Raw genomic sequence first — 19,329 nt, forward strand, 5'->3', positions numbered from 1 at the left:
CCGGCCGGGCGCCCCAGGGGTTGCCAGGACAGCAGCTCTCAGGATCGGCCCAGCAGGCGAAGTGCCGCCGGCCCCCACCCCGTCGGGTCGTCGCCGGGCGGCACCATGGCCAGGGCCTGCCACCGCACCAGGATCGCCAGCCACTCCGCCTCGGCCGGGTCCAGCGGGCGCACCGACTCGTAGCCGGCGAGGAACAAGGCATGCACCTCGGCCGGCACGGGACCCCAGTCGTGGTAACGGGTGCCGAGCAGGACCGTCGCCCGGGCCAGCTCGGTCACCCGGTGCTCGTGCCGCGCCTCCTCGAAGTCGAGCACCGCGGCGACTTCCCCGCCGGCCCACAGGATGTTGGCCGAGCGGATGTCGAAGTGGACGAGCTGACGCGGCAACGGCCTGCCCGGCGCGGCGGCCACCATGGCGCGCAGCGTGCCCCGGGCGACCGCCGGAAGGTGCCCGGCCCGCGAGTCCAGCCAGCCGGTGATCTGCTCCGCCAGCGGCACGGGCGCCACGAACCGCTCGGCGCCGGGATAGACCGCCAGCGCGTCCTGCAACCGGGCCAGGGTGGCGCCGGCCGCGCGTACCTGGACGGGGTCCGCGGTGTCGAGCAGTTCGCCGGCGATCACCCGCTGCAGACCGATCGAGACGCCGCCGGTCTCGACCTGGAGCCGTCCGTCGCGCGCGGGCACGGGCGCCGAGACGGGCAGCCCCTTCCCGTCCAGCCACGCCGTGAGCCGCGCCACCTCCGCCAGGTGCGGGAAGAGCGCGGACGCCACCGACCACTTCGCGAGCATCCGCCCGGACGGTGTCGCGACCCAGGCCAGCGCGTTGCCGTCGCTCATGACGATCCGCTCGACCGCGTCGATCCGGACGCCCCAGTGCTCCGCCAGCGTGGCCGCGACCCAGCGCGAAGCGGCCGCGCCGTCGTCGAAGCCGAATCGTTCCTTCAGCACGGCACCCGGGTCCCGCGACTCCCACAGCATCTCCAGCACAGCCCCGTATTGCATCACGGGCGCACCAGCCCGCTCTGGTAGGCGATCACGACCAGCTGGGCCCGGTCGCGGACGCCGAGCTTGGACATGGCCCGGTTGACGTGGGTCTTGGCGGTCAGCGGGGAGAGGAAGAGGCGCTCGGCGATCGTGTCGTTGGAGAGGCCGTGGGCGACCAGGGTCAGCACCTCACGCTCGCGCTGGGTGAGGGTGGCCAGCGACTCGGGGGTGGCGGCCTCGGGCTCGGGGCGGGCGCGGAGGTGGTCCATGAGGCCGCGGGCCGCGCGCGGGGAGAGCATGGCGTCGCCGGCGGCCACGGTGCGCACGGCGCGGACGAGGTCGTCGGGGCCGGCGCCCTTGCCGAGGAAGCCGCTCGCGCCGGCGCGGACCGCGAGCATGACATTGTCGTCGTCCTCGAAGGTGGTGAGCACGAGCACCCGGACGCCGGCCAGGTCGTCGTCGGCGGCGATGCGGCGGGTGGCCTCGATGCCGTCCATGCCGGGCATGCGGATGTCCATGAGCACGACGTCGGCACGGGCGGTGCGGGCCTGGTCGACCGCCTCGCGCCCGTCGACGGCCTCGCCGACGATCACAATGTCCGGCTCCGACTCGAGGATCATCCGGTACCCCGCCCGGATCAGCGCCTGGTCGTCAGCCAGCAGCACACGAATGGTCACACGTCCCCCAGGGGCAGGTCGGCATGCACGACGAAGGTGTCGCCGTCAGCGTCGGCGGTCAGGGTGCCGTCGGCGGCGGCGGCCCGCTCGCGCATGCCGACCAGGCCGTTCCCGGCGCCGGACGGGCGGCCCGGCGCGATCTCGTTGCGCACGTCCACGGAGAGGACGGACGGGGTCCAGCCCACCACCAGGGCGGCGTGCCCCGTGCCGTACTTGTGGGCGTTGGTCAGGCCCTCCTGCACGATCCGGTACGCCGCCAGGTCCACCACCGCGGGCAGCTCGCGCGGCGTGCCGCTCGCCGCGTAGTCGACCCGCAACCCGGCGGCGCGCACGTCGTCGAGCAACTGCGGCAGCCGGACCAGCCCCGGCGTCGGCTCGGTCGCCGCGTCCGGGTCGTCGGACTGCCGCAGCACGCCCACCACCGACGCCAGCTCCTTGAGGACCGTGTCGCAGGCCTTCCCGATGTACGCGAGCGCCGTGCGCGCCTGGTCCGGCCGCCGCTCGAGCACCCGGGTCGCCCCGCCGGCCTGCATGTTGATGACGGCGATGTGGTGGGCGACGACGTCGTGCAGCTCGCGGGCGATGCGCAGGCGCTCCTGGATGACGCGGCGCTCGGCCTCCTCCTCGCGGGTCTGCTCGGCGCGCCGGGCCCGTTCCTCGACGGCCGCGATGTACGCCCGCCGGCTGCGCGCCGCGTCCCCGAACCCGCCCGACATCGCCGTCCACGCCGCGATCAGCAGCATCGGCGGGTGCAGCCAGCCGCCCTCCAGCCCGATCAGCGCACAGGCGTAGAGGACGACGGTGCAGACCCCCGCGTAGGTCCAGCCGGTCCGCCGGTCCGCCGCGGTCGCCGCCACCAGGTAGAGCAGGAACGGGATCACGAACACGAGCAGCCCGGGCACCCACCCGGCGAGCAGGCAGCCGGCCGCGACGACCACCCCGGTCCCGAGCGCCGGCACCGGGGCGAACCGCCGCCCGGCCAGGAGCAGGGCGGCGAGGATCGTGGTGAGCAGCGCGATCGGCGTGGGCGCCTCGTTCGGCCGGCCCGCGACCATGACGGCCGCGATGCCCGCCCCGGCCAGAGCGACGGCGCCCGCGACGTCGGCCGCCAGCAGCCACCGTGTCCGCATGCCGATCACGGTACGGGCTGCAGCTCACGCTCCGGCACCGGATCCGGCTGCACGCGGGGTGCCCGCCGCGACTCCACCATCGTGTAGAGCACCGGGATCAGCACCAGCGTCAGCAGCGTGGAGCTGACTAGCCCGCCGATGACCACGACCGCGAGCGGCTGGGAGATGAACCCGCCCGCCCCGGTGAGGCCGAGCGCCATCGGGAGCAGCGCGAAGACGGTCGCCAGCGCGGTCATGAGGATCGGGCGCAGCCGCCGCAGGCCGCCCTCGACGACGGCCTCGGCCACGGTCGCCCCGCGCTCGCGGTACTGGTTGATCAGGTCCATGAGCACGATCGCGTTGGTGACCACGATGCCGATCAGCATGAGGATGCCGATGAGCGCCGCGACGCCGAGCGGAGTGCCGGTCACGAGCAGCAGCGCGACCGCGCCGACGAAGGCGAACGGGATCGACACGAGCAGGATCAGCGTCTGCCGGATGCTGCGGAACACGCCGACCAGGATGAGGAACACCAGCGCGATCGCGGCGCCCATCGCGAGGAAGAGCTGCGAGAACGCTTCGTTCTGGTCGGCGGTGACACCACCGGTCTCGTACGCGGCCCCGGCCGGAAGGGACAGCGACGCCAGCTTGTCCGCGACCGCGGTGCCGGCCGCGCCCGTGTCCTCGCCCACCGGCGTGGCGGTGACCGTGTTCGTCCGCTCGCCGTCGGCGCGGGTGCGCTGCACGGGCCCGTTCACCAGGGTGACCGTGGCGACCTGGTCCAGCCGGACCGGTCCCGCCGCGGTGGGCACCTTGAGCGCCTTGACCTCGGCCAGGCTGTCCGGGGCGGCCGCGCCGGTGCGGACGACGACGTCGTGACTGGTGCCGTCGATGGTGACCTGCGTGGCGGTGGTGCCCGCCGTCGCCTGGCGCAGCGCTCCGACGATGGTCATGTCGCTGAGCCCGTACTCGGCGGCCTGCTCGCCCTCGGCCACGATGCTGATCTGTGGTGAGCTCTCGGTCAGGTCGCTGCTGACGTCCGTGACCTCGGGCACCTGCGTCAGCGCCTGCTGGATCTGCGACGTGGCCGCCCGCAGCGTCTCGTCGTCGTCCGCGGTGACCGACACCGCGATGTCACTGCTCCCGAGTCCGCCGCCCCCGTCGGAGAAGGAGAGACCGGTGGTCTTCTCCGCGATCGCGTCCTCGACGGTCGCGGCGTCCGCGTCCTCGGCGAGATTGACCGTGTAGGTGACGGTGTTCGCGCCCCCGCCACCGCCGAGGAAACCGCCGGAGGAGCCGATCACGACCTGGTACGACTCGACGCCCGCGACCGTGCCGAGCACCTGCTCGACCTTCGCCGCCGCCGCGTCCGTCGTCGCCAGGTCCGAGCCGGCCGGCAGGGTCTGGGTCGCGCTGACGCTGTCCTGCCCCGAGTCGCCCAGGAAGCTCGTCCTGAGCGCGGTCGCCATACCCGCCGTGGCCACCAGCAGCAGCGCGGCGACGAAGAGGACCGTCTTGCGGCGTCGCACCGACCACGTGATGACCGGCAGATACACGCGCTGCAGCCGGCCCCGGCGCTCCTCGGCCTCGACCCGCTCGCGGTAGACCTCCGGGGGCACGCCGGCGGCGTCCTTCGGCGTGCGCAGGAACCAGTACGCCAGCGCGGGCACCACGGTCAGCGACACGAGCAGCGACGCGATCATCGCCACGGTCACCGTGATCGAGAACGGTCCGAACAGCTCGCCGACGAAGCCGCTCACGAGCGCGATCGGCAGGAACACGGCCACGGTGGTCAGCGTGGACGACGTGACCGCGGTGGACACCTCGCGGACGGCGGTGATGATCGCCCGGCCGCGCTCCTCCCCGTACCCGAGATGGCGTTTGATGTTCTCCAGGACGACGATGGAGTCGTCCACCACCCGGCCCACCGCGATGGTCAGGCCGCCCAGGGTCAGGATGTTGAGCGAGTAGTCCTGCGTCCACACGACGGTCAGGGCGATCAGCAGCGACAGCGGGATGGACACCGCCGTGACCAGCGTCGACCGCGCCGAGCGCAGGAAGAGCAGGATCACGATGACGGCCATGACCAGGCCGAGCAGGCCCTCCTCGAGCAGCCCGTTCACCGAGTCCTTGACCTGCGGGCCGCTGTCCGAGACGACCGTCAGCCGCAGGCCGTCGCCCTGCAGCCCGGGCAGCTTGTCGCGCACGGCGTCGGAGATGGACGCCGCGCTGCCGCCGTGATCCATGGTGATCGACAGGCCGAGGCTGGGCTCGCCGTCGGTGCGCGTGATCGAGGTCGCCGGGGCGTCGGTGAGCGTGGCCGTGGCGACGTCCTTGAGCTGCCGGCCCGGGGCGACCCACAGGTTGCGCACCTGATCGAGAGAGGTCACCGCGCGGCCCACCGCGAGGCTGAGATCCTTGCCGTCGCTCGTGATCGAGCCGGCCGCCGCGGTGCCGCCGAGCGACTGCAGCGCGGCGGTCAGGCTCTGCACCGGGGCGCCTGCCTTCGGCGTCACGGTCACGATCTGCTCGCGCGTGCCGGTGAGCGTCACCTCGTTGACGCCGTCGATCGCCTCCAGCTCGGGCACGACCGTGTCGCGCAGGCGGTCGCCGTCACCCGCCCCGGTGGCGGCCAGCACCATCGTGGGCAGGTCGCCGGTGCTGCCCGTGACGACCTGCGGGTCGACGCCGGAGGGCAGGGTGCTCGCCAGCTTCGCGACCGCGGCGGACACGTCGTCGGCCGCGGCGTCCAGGTCGGCGTCGAAGTCGAACCGCAGCAGCACCGTGGCCGAGCCCTGCTGCGAGGTGGAGGTCATCGACTCGACGCCGTCGAGGTTGTTGACCGCGCCCTCGAGCGGGACGGCGACCTGCTGCTCCACCACCTCGGGGGCGGCGCCCGGGTACTGCGCCACCACGGTGACGGCCGGGAAGGACAGGTCGGGCAGCAGCTGCTGCTTGAGCGCCGCGGTCGCGTACACCCCGAGGGCGACCACGAGGACGGCGATCAGGGCGACCAGTTTCCGGTTGGCCAGGCTGATCCTGGACAGCAAAGACATGCTGACAGCCTCGGGCCCGCACCGCCCCCGCCGCGTCGTCCAGCGGGAGGCAGCCCGGCTACCGCAGCCGTGGTAGCTGGGCGCTCCGCTACTACGGCTGGACGACGATCTTCCCCAGGGGATGGTGGCGCGCGTGCTCCACGACTGCCCGCACGGCGTCGTCGAGGCGGTAGCGGCGGGCGATCGGGGTCGCCAGCTCGCCGGAGATCGCGCCCTCGGCGACCGTGGCCATGCTGCCGAGCTTCCCGTCGGTGTCCAGGATGAAGTGCAGCTCCACGTCGTCGCGACCGAGCTTCGCGGGCTCCGGCGGCGGAAAGATGATCGTGAGGAAGCGGCCGCCGGGGCGCAACGTCCGTGCCGCCGCCGCGAGCCGGTCCTCCGGCAGGATCAGGTTGAGGACGACGTCGACGCCGGTCGGATAGCCCTCCGGGTCGTGGCCGATGATCCGGTCGGCGCCCAGGCCGCGCAGCAGCTCCCCGCCGGCCTCGGTGGCGGCCGTGGCGGTGATGTCGGCCTTCGCCGCGGCGAGCAGCGGCAGCGTCGTGAGGCCGGTCGCGCCGGTGGCCCCGATGACGAGGATCTTCTCCCCCGGCTGGACCGCGGCGACGGCCCGGAGCACGAGCGCGGTGCTGCCCGGGATGACCAGGGCGGCGGCCTGGTCGGCGGGGAGGGACGGCGGGCGGTGGGCCACCTTCGGGGTGTCCGCCTCGAGCACGACGTATTCGGCCAGGGCGCCGGTGCTCAGCGACGGCCGGGCCGCGCCGGCGGTCGCGGCGCGCAGGGAGCGGGGCAGGGCGTGACCGAACACCTCGTCGCCGACGCGGTAGGCGGTGACGCCGGGCCCGGTCTCGGTCACCGTGCCGGCGAAGTCGGTGCCGGGGACGTACGGGAACTCGAGCACCCGGCCGAAGGCGCCGGTGATGGCGTACGTGTCCGGCGGGTTGATCGACGCGGCGGCGACCCGCAGCTGGAGCTGGCCGGGGCCGGGCCGGGGCACGGGCAGCTCGGCCACCGTGAGCTGCTCGGGCTGCCCGTAGTCCGTCGCGACGAGGGCTTTCATCGTGGTCATGACAGAACCGTAGGACGCTCCGGATGCGGCAGTCGATGCTCCTCTGACGCAGTTGATTACTCGTCTGCCTCAGATAGCGTACGGGCGTGGATCTGGTCGGCGATGTGCTCAGCGTGTCGGGAGTCCGGGGTGCCCTGGGGGCGCGGCTGGAGGCGGGCGGCGACTGGGCCGTCGCGGTGGACGACTATCCGGGCGCGGCCCTGCACGCCGTCACGGCGGGCAGCGCGTGGGTCACCGTCCCGGGTCACGAGCCGCTGCGCCTGGCCGAGGGCGACGTCGTCTTCCTGCCCGCCGAGACCCCGCACGTGCTGGGCAGCGCGCCCGGGATCGCGGCGGGACCGTGCGACGCCGACGCGGTGGCGCGCGCGCAGGCGACGGGCGAGGCCGTGCGGGCCGGGTCGGGCCCCGCGCACACCTGGATCGTGACGATCCACTACGACTGCGACCATGCCGTACGCACCCAGGTGCTCGACGCCCTCCCGGCCCTGCTGCACATCCGCGCCGAGCTGTGCGGCGCGGGATTCGGCGACACGGTCCGGATGCTCGGGCGCGAGCTGGCCTCCCCGCAGATCGCGACCGCCGCGGTGCTCAACAGCCTCGTCGACATCATGCTGATCCAGCTGCTGCGCGCGTGGCTGCCCGGCGCCGCGGCCGGCCGGCAGGGCACGTGGCTCGGCATGTTCGGCGACCCGCTGGTGCGGCGGGCCATGGAGCGCATCCACGCCGAGCCGGCCCGGCCGTGGACGACGGCGACGCTGGCCTCGGCGATCGCGGTGTCCCGGGCGACGCTGTCGCGGCGGTTCCCGGCGGCGATCGGGCAGAGCCCCGGCGCGTACCTCACGCAGTGGCGCATGGATCTCGCCGCGACCCGGCTGCGCACGACCGACCAGCCCGTCGAGGTCGTGGCGGCCGCCGTCGGCTATCAGTCCGTGCCCGCGTTCAGCCGGGCCTTCGCGCGCTCGCACGGCGACACTCCCGGGCGATACCGGGTTGCCTCCCGGGCCGGTCGCGACTAACGTACAACCACATGGTTGTAGATCGCGTCTTTCATGCGCTGGCGGACGCCACGCGACGCGACATCCTCACGCGGGTGATCCGGGAGGAGCAGTCGGTGTCGGCGCTCGCCCGGGGCTATCCGATGAGTTTCGCCGCGGTGCAGAAGCACGTCGCGGTCCTCGAAAGCGCCTCGCTGGTGGTCAAGCAGCGGCGGGGCCGGGAGCAGATCGTGCGGGCCGATCTCACCGCGATGCGGCGGGCGGCCGCGCTCCTGGACGCGTACGAGGAGCTGTGGCGCCACCGCGTACAAGGCATCGACCGCATTCTTCAGGAAGGAAGCTGATGGTCACCTCGCACAAGGACGTCGAGAACCTGACCCTCACGTTCGTCGCCGAGTTCCCGGCGCCGGTCGGCCGGGTCTGGCAGGTCTGGGAGGACCCGCGCCAGCTCGAGCGCTGGTGGGGCCCGCCGACGTGGCCGGCCACCTTCGACCGCCACGAGTTCACGGTCGGCGGCGAGTCGCGCTACTACATGACCGGCCCGGACGGCACCAAAGCCCACGGCTGGTGGCGCATCACCGCGATCGACGCCCCGCACCGCCTGGAGTTCGAGGACGGCTTCGGCGACCAGCACGGCGAGCCGACGGACAAGCTGGGCGTCACCCGGATGGTCGTCTCCCTCGAGGCCGCGGGCGACGGCACCCGGATGACCACGGTCTCCCACTTCACCGACGCCGAGCACCTCGAGCAGCTGGTCAAGATGGGCATGGAGGAGGGCATGCGCCTCGCCATGGGTCAGATCGACGACGTGCTCGGCACCGCCTGAGCGCTCTCCCACAGCTCGGCGAAGCGGTGCTCCCGGTTGCCGACGATCCGGGCGTCGAGCAGCAGCCGGGTGGTGAGTTGCCACGGCGCGGCGGACACCTCCCGGCGGGTGACCGGCGTGCTCACATAGCCGAGCTCGCCGTCGAAGACCAGATAGTCGGAGACGCCGCCGTCCTGGGCCGCCTCCTCCGGGCGGTCCAGCAGCCGGACCTGAATCCCGGCGCTGCGCTGCATCGCGACGATGCGGCTCAGCTCGGTGCCGGGGGTCAGGCCGGCGGACTCGACGATGAAGATCCGCCGGACGACGACGCCCCGGCGCACGGCGGCCCGCTGCAGATCCAGATAGCGGGCGCCCAGGTCGCTGAGCCAGAAGCCGGTGCCGGAGCCCTCGCCCTGCGCGTTCATCGCCCAGCAGATCGCGTCCAGCGACCGGGTGGTGCCGCGGGCGAGGGTCAGCAGGAACTCCCGGTCCTCACCGTCGTAGAAGACCTCCTGCCCGGCCGCGAGCGCCTGCAGCGTCTCGGTCAGCCGCCGGGTCTCACTGCCGGCCACCAGCCGTACGAGCGGGGAGGCGTCGCCGGTGATCCGCGCCGCCCGGTGCAGCAGCGCCTCCAGCACGTCGTGATCGACGGCGGAGCGGCCGATCTCGGCGACCAGCTCGGTGGCCTCGTTCACGCTCGCGAAGCCCCGCCGGACCGTGTCGCCCAGGCCGGCGATCTCCGCCCGGCCGGCCCGCTCGGACTCGGCCACCTCGAGCAGGTACTGCACCAGCAGCGCGACACCGCCGGCCACCACCGTGATGATCAGCTGATCGGCCAGGCTGGCCTCGAGGACGTCGTCGAGCACGTTCGAGCCGGTGAAGCCGACGAAACCGGTGAGCAGGGTCCATCCGATCTTGCGCGCGAGCGAGCCGCTCATGGCATTCCCCCCGATCAATGCGTGACCGGGTTCAGCATCGCATCCGGGGTGGCATGTTAGGTTAGCCTCACCTGGCAGCCACCCCCCGGAGGATCGTCATGACCCAGACCGTCGAACGCGTGACCACGCAGCCGTGGCGGTTCTTCATGACCGAGGTGCGGCGCGTGCGGCGGCTCAGCCCGAGCTTCGTGCGGGTGACGCTCACCGGGCCGGGCGTCGACCGCTTCGCCGACAACGGGTACGACCAGCGCATCAAGCTGATCCCGCCGCTGCCCGGCGCCGGGCTGGCGCACGTGCCGACCGGCCCCGAGTGGTACACCGAGTGGCGGGCGCTGCCGGACGAGCTGCGCAACCCGATCCGGACCTACACGATCCGGGCCGTGCGCCCCGCCGCCCACGAGATCGACATCGACATGGTGCTGCACGGCGCCACCGGGCCCGCGTCGGCGTGGGCCGAGACGGCGGCGCCCGGGGCGCAGATGTGCGTGCTGGGGCCGAACGCGGACTTCGCCGGCGAGCACGGCGGCATCGACTTCCGGCCGCCGGCGCACACCGGCTGCCTGCTGCTGGGCGGCGACGAGACGGCCGTCCCGGCGATCGCCTCGATCCTGGAGCGGCTGGCGCCGGACGCGAAGGGCGAGGCGCTGCTGGAAGTGCCCGAGTCGGGCGACCTGCTCGACCTGGTGGCGCCGCCCGGCGTACGGGTGACGTGGTTGCCCCGCAACGGCGCCGCGCAGGGCGACAAGCTGATCCCCGCGGTGCGCCGGGCCACCCGGGGCTTCTTCGGTGAGCGTCCCGCCGGACCCGCCGGGGAGCTCGAGGACATCGACGTCGACCACGACCTGCTCTGGGAGGTCCCGGAGCCGCTCACCGACACCAGCTCGTTCTACGCCTGGCTGGCCGGCGAGGCCGCCGTCATCCGGACGCTGCGCCGCCACCTCGTGGCCGAGTGCGGGGTGGACCGGCGCTCGGTCGCCTTCATGGGTTACTGGCGCGCGGGCAAGGCGGAAGCCAACTGACCGCCGACAGCATCACCCTCGGCGCCGGCCGGCTGCGGCACGGCTTCCGGATGGCGCCGCACTCGCACACCGTCGGGCAACTGGTCTACGCAGCGACCGGCGCCCTGTCCATGACGACCGAGCGGGGCACCTGGATGGCGCCCGCCGACCGGGTGACCTGGACGCCGCCGGGGTTCGAACACTCCCACCGCAGCTACGGCGACACCGACGTCCGGCTGGTCGCGATCCCGGCCGGCCTGTGCGGCGAGGTGGCTCCACGGCCGTACGTCTTCGCCGTCAGCCCCGTGCTCCGCGAGGTTCTGCTGGCGCTGACCGACCGGCCGGAGACCCGCCCCGGCGCCCACAACCGGCTGCGCGCCGTCGCCGTCGACGAGCTGGTCGAACCGGCCGGCTTCTCGCTGCACCTGCCCGAGCCGCGCGACGACCGGCTGCGGGCCGTGACGGACCGGCTGCACGCCGACCCCGGCGACAACACCACGCTGGCCGAGCTGGGCCGGGCCGTGGGGACGAGCGAACGTACCCTCAGCCGGTTGTTCCACGCCGAGCTCGGCCTGGGCTTCCACCGCTGGCGCACGGTGCTGCGCCTGCACCACGGCCTGATCCACCTGTCCGCCGGCCGGTCGGTGACCGACACCGCGATCGCGTGCGGCTGGTCCAACCCGACCAGCTTCATCGAGGCCTTCACCCAGGTCGTGGGTCAGACCCCGGGCCGCTATCAGGCGGAGCTCACGCGACACCTGAGCTGAGCTCCGCTTCTTGTTGTCAGGCGGAGCTCACGCGACACCCGAAGTGAGCTCGGCAAACACGCGGCCGGCCGCCTCGGACTCGAACTGGCGGCGCAGCTCGGCCCGGGCCACCTGCTTGCGGAACTCGCCCGCGGTGGACGAGTCGCCGGCGTCGTGCATGAGATCGGTGATCCAGGTGGCGAAGGCCTGGTAGTTCCAGACGTGGTGCAGGCACGTGTCCGAATAGGCCGCGAGCAGGCTCGGATCGTCGTCCTTCAGCCGCGCGATCACGGCCCGGGCGAACGTCTCGGCGTCGAAGAGCGCCAGGTGGATGCCCTTGGCGCTCATCGGCGGCACGATGTGCGCGGCGTCGCCCAGCAGATAGAGCCGGCCGTACCGCATCGGGTCGTAGACGACGCCGCGCAGCGCGACGACCTCCTTGCTGAGGATCTCGCCCCGGCCCAGGGACCGGCCGACGCGGCTCTCGAGCTCGTCCCAAATTCGGTCGTCGGGCCACTGCTCGACGGTGTCCGTCCGGGGGCACTGCAAATAGATGCGGCTGTTCTCGGCGCCGCGCGGGATCAGGCCGGCCAGGCCTCGCGTGTGGATCGCCATGCCGGACGTCGTGCCTGGCACCGCGGCCAGGACGCTCAGCCACGAGTACGGGAACTCGTGCGCATACCGCGTGAGCACCCCGGCCGGAATCGCCGCCCGGCTCACGCCGCGATCCCCGTCGCACCCGGCGACGTAGGCGCAGTGGATGACGTGCGTCGTCCCGGCCGGGTCCCGGAACCGTACGACCGGATCCGGGCCGGCGACGTCGTCGAGCGTGACGTCCGCCTCGTACCGGATGTCGCCGCCCTCGCGCAGGAAGATGTCGGTGAGCCGCCGGACCAGCAGCTGCTGCGGGATGAACATGCTCTCGTTGTCGTCGTCGGCCTCGATCGGCAGGGCCTCACCGTCGAGGAAGAAGCCGCCCTCCACCTCGGGCGTGGGACCGGCCTCCAGCACCTCGGCCAGCCCCCACTCGCGGAACAGCCGCACTCCCCGCGTGTCGAGCGTGCCGGCCCGCTGGCGTGCTTCGACGTACTCGCGGGGGCGGTGCTCGAGGATCACGCAGCCGATGCCGTTGCGGCGCAGAAAATTGCCGACGGTCAGGCCGGCGACGCCGGCGCCGATGATGACCACGTCAGTTTCGATCATGCGACCCACTATCGGCGGCGGGCGCGGCGGTCACTACCGGTGATCGTCGGCGCGATGCCGGAAACCCGCCGACTTTCCGACCTTGGATCGCCGGGAATCGATATGGTGACGGCGTGAAGACTCGCGTCGTGGCAGCCCTCGCGTCCCTGCTGGTCGTACTCTCCCCCGCGCCGGCCGCGCACGCCGCCGCCGATGATCCGCTGCTCGATCAGTTGCACGCGATCCCCGGACTGACCGTCGTGTCGGAGACGCCGGGCACCGGCTACCGCTTCTTCGTCCTCACCTACCGCCAGCCGGCCGACCACCGGCATCCCGGCCAGGGCAGCTACGAGCAGCGGCTCACCCTGCTGCACCGGTCCAGCGACGCGCCGGTCGTGCTCTCCACCAGCGGGTACGGCCTCGCGGCGACCCCGCGTCCGGGCCAGACCGAGCCGACGGCCATCCTCGGCGGCAACCAGATCTCGGTCGAGCACCGCTTCTTCACCCCGTCGCGCCCCGCGCCCGCCGACTGGTCGGACCTGACCATCTGGCAGGAGGCGACCGACGAGCACCGCATCGTGACGGCGTTCAAGAGCATCTATGCCGCCAAGTGGATCCAGACCGGCGCGAGCAAGGGCGGCATGACCTCGGTCTACCACCGCCGCTTCTACCCGGGCGACGTCGACGGGGTCGTGGCCTACGTCGCCCCCGACGACGTGATCAACCCCGAGGACCGGGCCTACGACAAATTCTTTGACACCGTGGGTACGCCCACCTGCCGCCTCGCGCTCGACAACGTCCAGCGCGAGGCGTTGAAGCGGCGCGACCGGCTCGTGCCCCGGGTGGCCGCCACGGCGGCGGATCAGGGCTGGACCTTCACGAACACGCTGGGCACGGCCGACCGCTCCTTCGAGATGACCGTCCTCGACACGGCGTGGGCCTTCTGGCAGTACTCGACGCTCGCCGACTGCGCCTCGGTGCCCGCCACCACGGCGACCGACGACGAGCTGTACGCCTGGATCGACGGCGTGGCCGGCTGGAGCTTCTACACCGACCAGTCGCTCGAGTACTACTTCCCGTACTACTTCCAGGCGGCGTCGCAGCTCGGCTGGCCCAGCCTGAAGTTCGAACACCTGCGCGGCCTCCGCCACTATCCGGGCCTCTACACCGCCAACGCCTCCTTGCCCGCCTCCCTGCGCCGCCCCCACAACCCCCTGCCCATGATCGACGTCGACCTGTGGGTCCGTACGTCCGCCCAGCGCATGCTCTTCATCTACGGCGAGAACGACCCGTGGGGCGCCGAACGCTTCACCCCGAGCAAGCACGACTCGGCCCTCTACGTCGCCCCGGCCACCAACCACGGCGCGAACATCGCCCGCCTCTCCCCCGCCGACAGCGCCGCCGCAACCGCAACCCTCAAGCGCTGGGCAGGCGTCACCACAACCGCCGCCGCGCAGCGCTCCGCGCCCCTCCCCCTCGACACCATGCTGGAGGGCCGCCATCGTCTCCCCTGACCCTCACCCCTGACACAGCTGGCCGCGCTTCCCGCGACCGCGCCGACCACCCCGAGACGAAGCCAGAATGCTTCACCAATTCGGCTGAATTGCACGGCATCCGAACTCGTTACAGTGGGCGGTCGTGACGAACTGTGGCGCCGTCACGGATGCGGAGTTGCGATGCTGTATGTCGGTGTGGGCGTAGCGAAATACCAGCACCGGTCGTTCGTGAATCTGCCTGCCGCCAACCGGGACATCAACCGACTGCATTATCTGTTCTCGAAGCGCAGATGCGCCGCCGAGCGACTCGCCGATCCCCGCCATCGTGGAGAGGTGACCGACTTCATCGAACAGCATGTTCCCGGGCATACCAGCGCGCTCCTGCACTGGGCCGGTCACGCGCTCATCAGTCCACGGGGTGAACTCCTGCTCGCCCTGGGGTCCAGTCGCCCGAACGATGTGAGCGCCGACAAGCTGCGCGCCGAGGACTTGATCGATCAGTTGGTCGCCCTCGGCGTTCGGCAGCTGATGCTGGTGATCGACACGTGCGGTGCCGCCGCCGGGATGCTCGAGTCTCTGAACGCGGCACTGGCGCGCATCGAAGGCGGCAACAAGTCGGCACGCCGGCATGCGTGGGTGGGAGTGCTGGCCGCCTCTCAGAGCGACGGCACCGCCGTCGACGGGGCGTTCGGCCGTTTCCTGTGCGACCTGTTGCGGACGGGACCCGAGAACGCGGCGGACCGAGTGCACTGGAACGCGTACAACGTGGCAGTCCGCGGCGTCGACGTCGCGCATGCGGCCCACAATGCCTGGGACGAGGACCGGGAGCAACAACTGGCCTACGGTCACATCGGTTGGTCGCAACCCCTTCTGCCGAACCCGTTCTACGATCCCACAGCGGCACCCGCGCACCTCGACGGATCGAGCGGCGGCAAGGCGCCGAGCAACGCCCAGCTTCGGGCCGATCTCGCGCTCATGTCCGCCCCCGAAAGAGCGAGAAGCACCGTGCTCCTCCAGGTTCTGGCAGCCGCGCAGGGCCGCGGAATGCCGGCCCGTGATGTCTGGCTCATGGTGGCGGAGGCCCTGAGTACCGATGAGGAGCCGTTCACGGACGCCGATCTGCAGCACCTGACCGGACGGCTCGGCCGGCACATCACCATCGACGGCGACAACGGTCAAGCGGTGTTTCGATTGAGACACGGCCATGCGCGCCGGTTCCTTCTTGACGCCGAAACGACACGCCGCATCGATCGGGCCGTACTCCGGCTCTCCGACGGACCCGAGACGGGAATCGCGGGCAATCCTTATCTGCGTGAACACTTACGCGCGCATGCGCTGCGTGTTCTGCGGCCCGGGCGGCGGACACCTTTGGCGGACCAGACCGACGATATGGGAGACGCTCGCGCGCTTGCGGCTGACGCGGAAGGCATGCTGCGGGAGGCAGCCGGGCTGTTGTCCGGTGCGCGAACTCATGCCGTTGAGGGTGGTGTCGCGTCTTACCTGGATCACCTGGCTGGTGAAGCCGTCCGCCTGGCGGACGCCGTAGGCCTCCTCCTCCACGAGGTGCGGGGTTACGAGGACTCATTTCCTGCCTTGACATCCGGGGGTGTTGCCGCACTTCCGCGCGGGCAAGGCGCCATCGGTATGTGACCCACGCCCGCAAGTCCGCGTGCGAAATGCGGGGTTGCGACCTCGGCGGGCGGACTCGCCTGGACCGGGGTGGGGGTCGCCGGGGCTCGCGTGTCGGCCGAGGGCGCGCTTCGATGGGCGCATGGCGCAGGTGGAGATCGAAGCGGATGACGTGCGGGCGTTCGAGGCGGCGGCCGCGGCGGCGGGGACCGATGTCGGGCGGTGGCTGGCCGCGGCGGGGCGGGCGTGGCTGGGCGCGGACGGCGACAGCGGCGGGGACGGGGGCAGCGGCGGGGGTGTTGAGCTGGGGGCGCTGTGGCGGGATGTGCTGGACGATCTCGCCGACGGTGGGTTGTCCGGGCGGCAGCTGGAGTTCCTGCGGGCGGCGCAGCCGTTCGCGCTGGTCGAGGACACCTTGTTGCTGCGGGTGCCGGACGTGATGAGTTTGCGGATCATCGACACGTCGTTCCGGCTGATGGCCGCGTTGCATGTCGAGCGGCGGCTGGGGCGGCCCGTGCAGCTCGCGCTCTCGGTCGGGGAGCCGCCGCGCGCCGCGGTCCGGGGTGAGCTGGGGCTGGTGCGGCGCTACGAGCGGCTGATCGCCCGGCCCGAGGTGACCCGTGCGCTCGCGGAGGTGCTGGCGCGGGCCGACGGGATGCCGCCGCGCTGAGAGCGCCGGGAGGTTCGGCGGGTGGGGGCGGGCGGGGGCGGGTATGGTCGCGCTGCAATGTCGTGATCAAGCGGGGGGACCACCGTGGCCGAGCAGCAGCGGACGGCGGGGCACGGGCACGACGGCCTGCGCCTGGCGGGGGTGGTGGCCGCGCTCGGGGTGGTGTTCGGGGACATCGGCACCAGCCCGATCTACAGCTTGCAGACGGTGTTCGATCCGGGCGACCCGCATCCGGTGCCGGTCAGCACGGCCAACGTGTACGGGGTCGTGTCGCTGATCTTCTGGTCGGTGATGATCATCGTGACGGTGACGTACGTGCTGCTGGCGCTGCGGATCGACAACGACGGCGAGGGCGGCATCATGGCGCTCATCGCGTTGCTGCGGGGGCGGGCCTCCGCCTCGGGGCGCAAGACCGCCCTGCTGCTGGCGCTGCTCGGCATCTTCGGGGCGTCGCTGTTCTTCGGCGACAGCATGATCACGCCGGCGATCTCCGTGCTGTCGGCGGTCGAGGGCATCGAGGTGGTCGAGCCGTCCTTCGCGTCGCTGGTGGTGCCGGTGACGGCGGTCATCATCGTGGTGCTCTTCTCGGTGCAGCGTCACGGGACGACCGCGGTCGGGCGGGTCTTCGGGCCGGTGATGATCACCTGGTTCGTCGTCATCGGCGCGCTCGGGGTCAAGGGGATCGTGGCGCACCCGGCGATTCTCGAGGCGCTCTCCCCCACGTACGCGATCGGGTTCCTGGCCGGGCACTTCGGCATCGCCTTCTTCGCGCTGGCCGCGATCGTGCTCGCCGTGACCGGCGCCGAGGCCCTGTACGCCGACATGGGCCACTTCGGCCGCAAGGCCATCTCGCGCGGCTGGCTGTTCCTGGTGCTGCCCGCGCTGACGCTGAGCTACCTGGGCCAGGGCGGGCTGATCATCGCCGATCACGCCAACATCGACAGCCCGTTCTTCCTGCTGGCGCCGGGGTGGGCGCGGCTGCCGCTGGTCCTGCTGGCCACCGCCGCCACGGTCATCGCCTCCCAGGCCGTGATCACCGGCGCCTTCTCGGTGGCGTCGCAGGCCGGGCAGCTCGGCTATCTGCCGCGGCTGCGCCTGGCGCACACTTCCGAGTCGTCCATCGGCCAGATCTACGTACCGTGGATCAACTGGCTCCTGATGGTGTCCGTGCTCACGCTGGTGTTCGCCTTCCGCAGCTCGGCCGCGCTGGCCTACGCGTACGGGATGGCCGCCACCGGCACCATCACCTGCACCACGCTGCTGTCGCTCTACATGGCGCGCCGCCGCTGGGGCACGCCGGTATGGGTGATCGGCATCGGGGGCGGCTTGCTGCTCCTGGTCGACCTGCTCTTCGTCGCCGCCAACCTCACCAAGCTCGTGCACGGGGCGTGGCTGCCGCTGGCCATCGCGCTGACCGCGTTCACGCTGATGACCACGTGGAAGCGCGGGCGCCGGATCGTGACGGACGAGCGGGAGCGCCTGGAGGGGCCGCTGCTCGGCTTCATCGACGAGATCCGCACCGGCACGTCGGTGACGCAACGGGTGCCGGGCACGGCCGTCTTCCTCAACCGGGGCAAGGTCACCGCGCCGCTGGCCATGCGGGCGAACGTCGAGCACAACCACGTACGCCACGAGCACGTCATCATCATGTCGCTGGAGACCGAGCCGGTGCCCCGGGTGGCCGAGGCGGAGCGGATCGTCATCGACGACCTCGGGTACGCCCACGACGGCATCTTCCACGTCGTGGTGCGCTACGGCTACATGGAGACCCCCGACGTGCCGGCGGCGCTGGCCATGCTCGACCCCGGGACCACCGAGGGGCAGCTCGACCTCGACCAGGCGTCGTACTTCCTCTCGAAGATCGAGCTGCACCCGGGGCCGGCGCGCACGATGGCCCCCTGGCGCAAGCGCCTCTTCGTCGCCACGTCGCACGCCACGGCCGACGCCGCCGACTACTTCGGCCTGCCCCGCGACCGTACGGTGATCATGGGGTCCCGGGTCGAGGTGTGATCAGCCCCGGGCGTGCTTCTGGACGTACGTGAAGCCTGGTTCCAACGGTCCGACCTGCTCGTCGGCCAGGGACAGCTGCTTCTCCGACGGGTGGGCGCCGGGCGGCAGCTTGCGCACGAACCCGTTGACCCAGTGCTCGCGGCGGCCGGAGGCTTCCTCGTCGTCCCAGAGTTCCGCCTCCTCGACCAGCGGCGCGTAGAAGAGCATCTCGGCCGGCTTCTGCCCCTCGACCGCCGGATAGGACGGGTAGCCCGCCTTGTCCAGGCTGCCGGTGACCCGGGTGAGATAGCCCTCGCGCAGCAACTGGTCGACGGCGTTGGCCAGCAGGAACTGCCCCTTGGCCCCGCGACCCAGCCCCGCCCGGGCACCGAGGCCCTCCTCGGCCAGCACGGCGCTGCCGTCCTCGAAGACCCGGCCCATTTTGCGTACGGCCGAAAGCACCTTGCCCCGGTTGGACCCCGCATCGGCGAACTCGCGGGTGACCACCTTGGGGTCGTACTCATGGTAGTAGGGCACGCCGTCGACGTGGACCGGCTCGTCGAGCGGCGTCGTGCGCACCTGCACGTCGGCGCCGGAGCCCCCCGGCCAGGTGACGGTGACCAGCACGCCGACCTGCACGTCCTCGGGCCACGCGATGCCGTCGAACTGCCACTCGACGTCCTGCCGCAGCGTCGTCTCGAAGACCCGCTTGGCGGCCGCCCGCCCGTAGAGCCGGTGCTCCAGCGCCAGGGTGACGTCGTCGCGACCGGCCAGCGCCTCCGCGCACTCCTCGGGCGCCGCGCAGATCCCGCCGTCGAGGTCGGCCCGCCACAACGCGGAGCGCCGGGTCACCTTTCGCACGCCGGCATCGTATCCCGGCGGGTACGCAGGGGCAGACAACGGCCCGGGCGCGGACACAGTCAGGTTGAAAGAGCAACTTCCGGAGGCTTGCGGGCATCTAGTACTGAGTAGGTAGGACTTGGGGAG

At 72.1% G+C, this 19,329-nt stretch carries 17 protein-coding genes; 9 read left to right on the forward strand and 8 right to left on the reverse strand.

What is annotated here, in order from left to right:
* Positions 1 to 38: 38 nt before the first annotated feature.
* The 5 genes from RAN62_RS16260 to RAN62_RS16280 all read right to left on the reverse strand — a co-directional run bounded on the left by RAN62_RS16260 (position 39) and on the right by RAN62_RS16280 (position 6,894).
* Positions 39 to 1,001, reverse strand: a complete 963-nt coding sequence (locus RAN62_RS16260; protein ID WP_305785755.1) for a phosphotransferase — start codon at positions 999 to 1,001, stop codon at positions 39 to 41.
* Positions 1,001 to 1,660, reverse strand: a complete 660-nt coding sequence (locus tag RAN62_RS16265) for a response regulator (RefSeq protein ID WP_305785491.1) — start codon at positions 1,658 to 1,660, stop codon at positions 1,001 to 1,003. The genes RAN62_RS16260 and RAN62_RS16265 overlap by 1 nt, the downstream gene beginning before the upstream one ends.
* Positions 1,657 to 2,790, reverse strand: a complete 1,134-nt coding sequence (locus tag RAN62_RS16270; RefSeq protein WP_305785492.1) for a sensor histidine kinase — start codon at positions 2,788 to 2,790, stop codon at positions 1,657 to 1,659. Before RAN62_RS16270 ends, RAN62_RS16265 begins: the two co-directional genes overlap by 4 nt.
* A gap of 5 nt (positions 2,791 to 2,795) precedes the next feature.
* A complete protein-coding gene (locus RAN62_RS16275) occupies positions 2,796 to 5,825 on the reverse strand; it encodes an efflux RND transporter permease subunit (protein ID WP_305785493.1) in 3,030 nt (1,009 codons plus the stop codon).
* Between the two features lie 91 nt (positions 5,826 to 5,916).
* On the reverse strand, positions 5,917 to 6,894 hold the full coding sequence (locus tag RAN62_RS16280; protein ID WP_305785494.1) for a quinone oxidoreductase family protein: 978 nt from the start codon (positions 6,892 to 6,894) through the stop codon (positions 5,917 to 5,919).
* 86 nt (positions 6,895 to 6,980) lie between these two features.
* Here RAN62_RS16280 and RAN62_RS16285 point away from each other — a divergent pair, with 86 nt between their 5' ends.
* Genes RAN62_RS16285 through RAN62_RS16295 form a run of 3 tightly spaced genes read left to right on the forward strand, consistent with a single transcriptional unit; the run spans position 6,981 to position 8,715 of the window.
* Entirely contained in the window at positions 6,981 to 7,910 is a 930-nt protein-coding gene (locus RAN62_RS16285) for an AraC family transcriptional regulator (protein WP_305785495.1), read from the forward strand.
* Between the two features lie 11 nt (positions 7,911 to 7,921).
* Positions 7,922 to 8,233: an ArsR/SmtB family transcription factor gene (locus RAN62_RS16290; RefSeq protein WP_305785496.1), complete on the forward strand. Its 312-nt coding sequence runs from the start codon at positions 7,922 to 7,924 to the stop codon at positions 8,231 to 8,233.
* Complete coding sequence (locus RAN62_RS16295) at positions 8,233 to 8,715, forward strand: SRPBCC family protein (RefSeq protein WP_305785497.1); 483 nt, start codon at positions 8,233 to 8,235, stop codon at positions 8,713 to 8,715. The genes RAN62_RS16290 and RAN62_RS16295 overlap by 1 nt, the downstream gene beginning before the upstream one ends.
* Here the strand turns inward: RAN62_RS16295 and RAN62_RS16300 are convergent.
* Positions 8,685 to 9,632: a DUF6879 family protein gene (locus RAN62_RS16300; protein ID WP_305785498.1), complete on the reverse strand. Its 948-nt coding sequence runs from the start codon at positions 9,630 to 9,632 to the stop codon at positions 8,685 to 8,687. The two genes, RAN62_RS16295 and RAN62_RS16300, sit on opposite strands and share 31 nt — an antisense overlap.
* Before the next feature lie 98 nt (positions 9,633 to 9,730).
* Between RAN62_RS16300 and RAN62_RS16305 the strand changes: the two genes are divergently transcribed.
* The gene (locus tag RAN62_RS16305; protein WP_305785499.1) at positions 9,731 to 10,651 is read left to right on the forward strand and encodes a siderophore-interacting protein; all 921 of its coding nucleotides are present in this window, start codon (positions 9,731 to 9,733) and stop codon (positions 10,649 to 10,651) included.
* A gap of 50 nt (positions 10,652 to 10,701) precedes the next feature.
* Positions 10,702 to 11,397, forward strand: a complete 696-nt coding sequence (locus RAN62_RS16310; RefSeq protein WP_305785500.1) for an AraC family transcriptional regulator — start codon at positions 10,702 to 10,704, stop codon at positions 11,395 to 11,397.
* 27 nt (positions 11,398 to 11,424) lie between these two features.
* On the opposite strand, the gene RAN62_RS16315 is transcribed toward RAN62_RS16310, so the two are convergent.
* Entirely contained in the window at positions 11,425 to 12,579 is a 1,155-nt protein-coding gene (locus RAN62_RS16315) for a 4-hydroxybenzoate 3-monooxygenase (protein WP_305785501.1), read from the reverse strand.
* Positions 12,580 to 12,692: 113 nt separating this feature from the next.
* Here RAN62_RS16315 and RAN62_RS16320 point away from each other — a divergent pair, with 113 nt between their 5' ends.
* The 4 genes from RAN62_RS16320 (at position 12,693) to RAN62_RS16335 (ending at position 18,363) form a co-directional block, all read left to right on the forward strand.
* A complete protein-coding gene (locus RAN62_RS16320) occupies positions 12,693 to 14,072 on the forward strand; it encodes a S28 family serine protease (RefSeq protein ID WP_305785502.1) in 1,380 nt (459 codons plus the stop codon).
* A 162-nt stretch (positions 14,073 to 14,234) separates the two neighbouring features.
* Entirely contained in the window at positions 14,235 to 15,704 is a 1,470-nt protein-coding gene (locus RAN62_RS16325) for a hypothetical protein (protein ID WP_305785503.1), read from the forward strand.
* A gap of 121 nt (positions 15,705 to 15,825) precedes the next feature.
* Entirely contained in the window at positions 15,826 to 16,353 is a 528-nt protein-coding gene (locus tag RAN62_RS16330; RefSeq protein WP_305785504.1) for a hypothetical protein, read from the forward strand.
* An 84-nt stretch (positions 16,354 to 16,437) separates the two neighbouring features.
* Positions 16,438 to 18,363, forward strand: a complete 1,926-nt coding sequence (locus RAN62_RS16335; RefSeq protein WP_305785505.1) for a potassium transporter Kup — start codon at positions 16,438 to 16,440, stop codon at positions 18,361 to 18,363.
* Here the strand turns inward: RAN62_RS16335 and RAN62_RS16340 are convergent, their stop codons facing one another.
* Complete coding sequence (locus tag RAN62_RS16340; RefSeq protein ID WP_305785506.1) at positions 18,364 to 19,203, reverse strand: hypothetical protein; 840 nt, start codon at positions 19,201 to 19,203, stop codon at positions 18,364 to 18,366.
* Positions 19,204 to 19,329 lie beyond the last annotated feature (126 nt).

It is taken from the genome of Symbioplanes lichenis, assembly GCF_030709675.1.
Taxonomy (GTDB): Bacteria; Actinomycetota; Actinomycetes; order Mycobacteriales; family Micromonosporaceae; genus Actinoplanes; species Actinoplanes lichenis.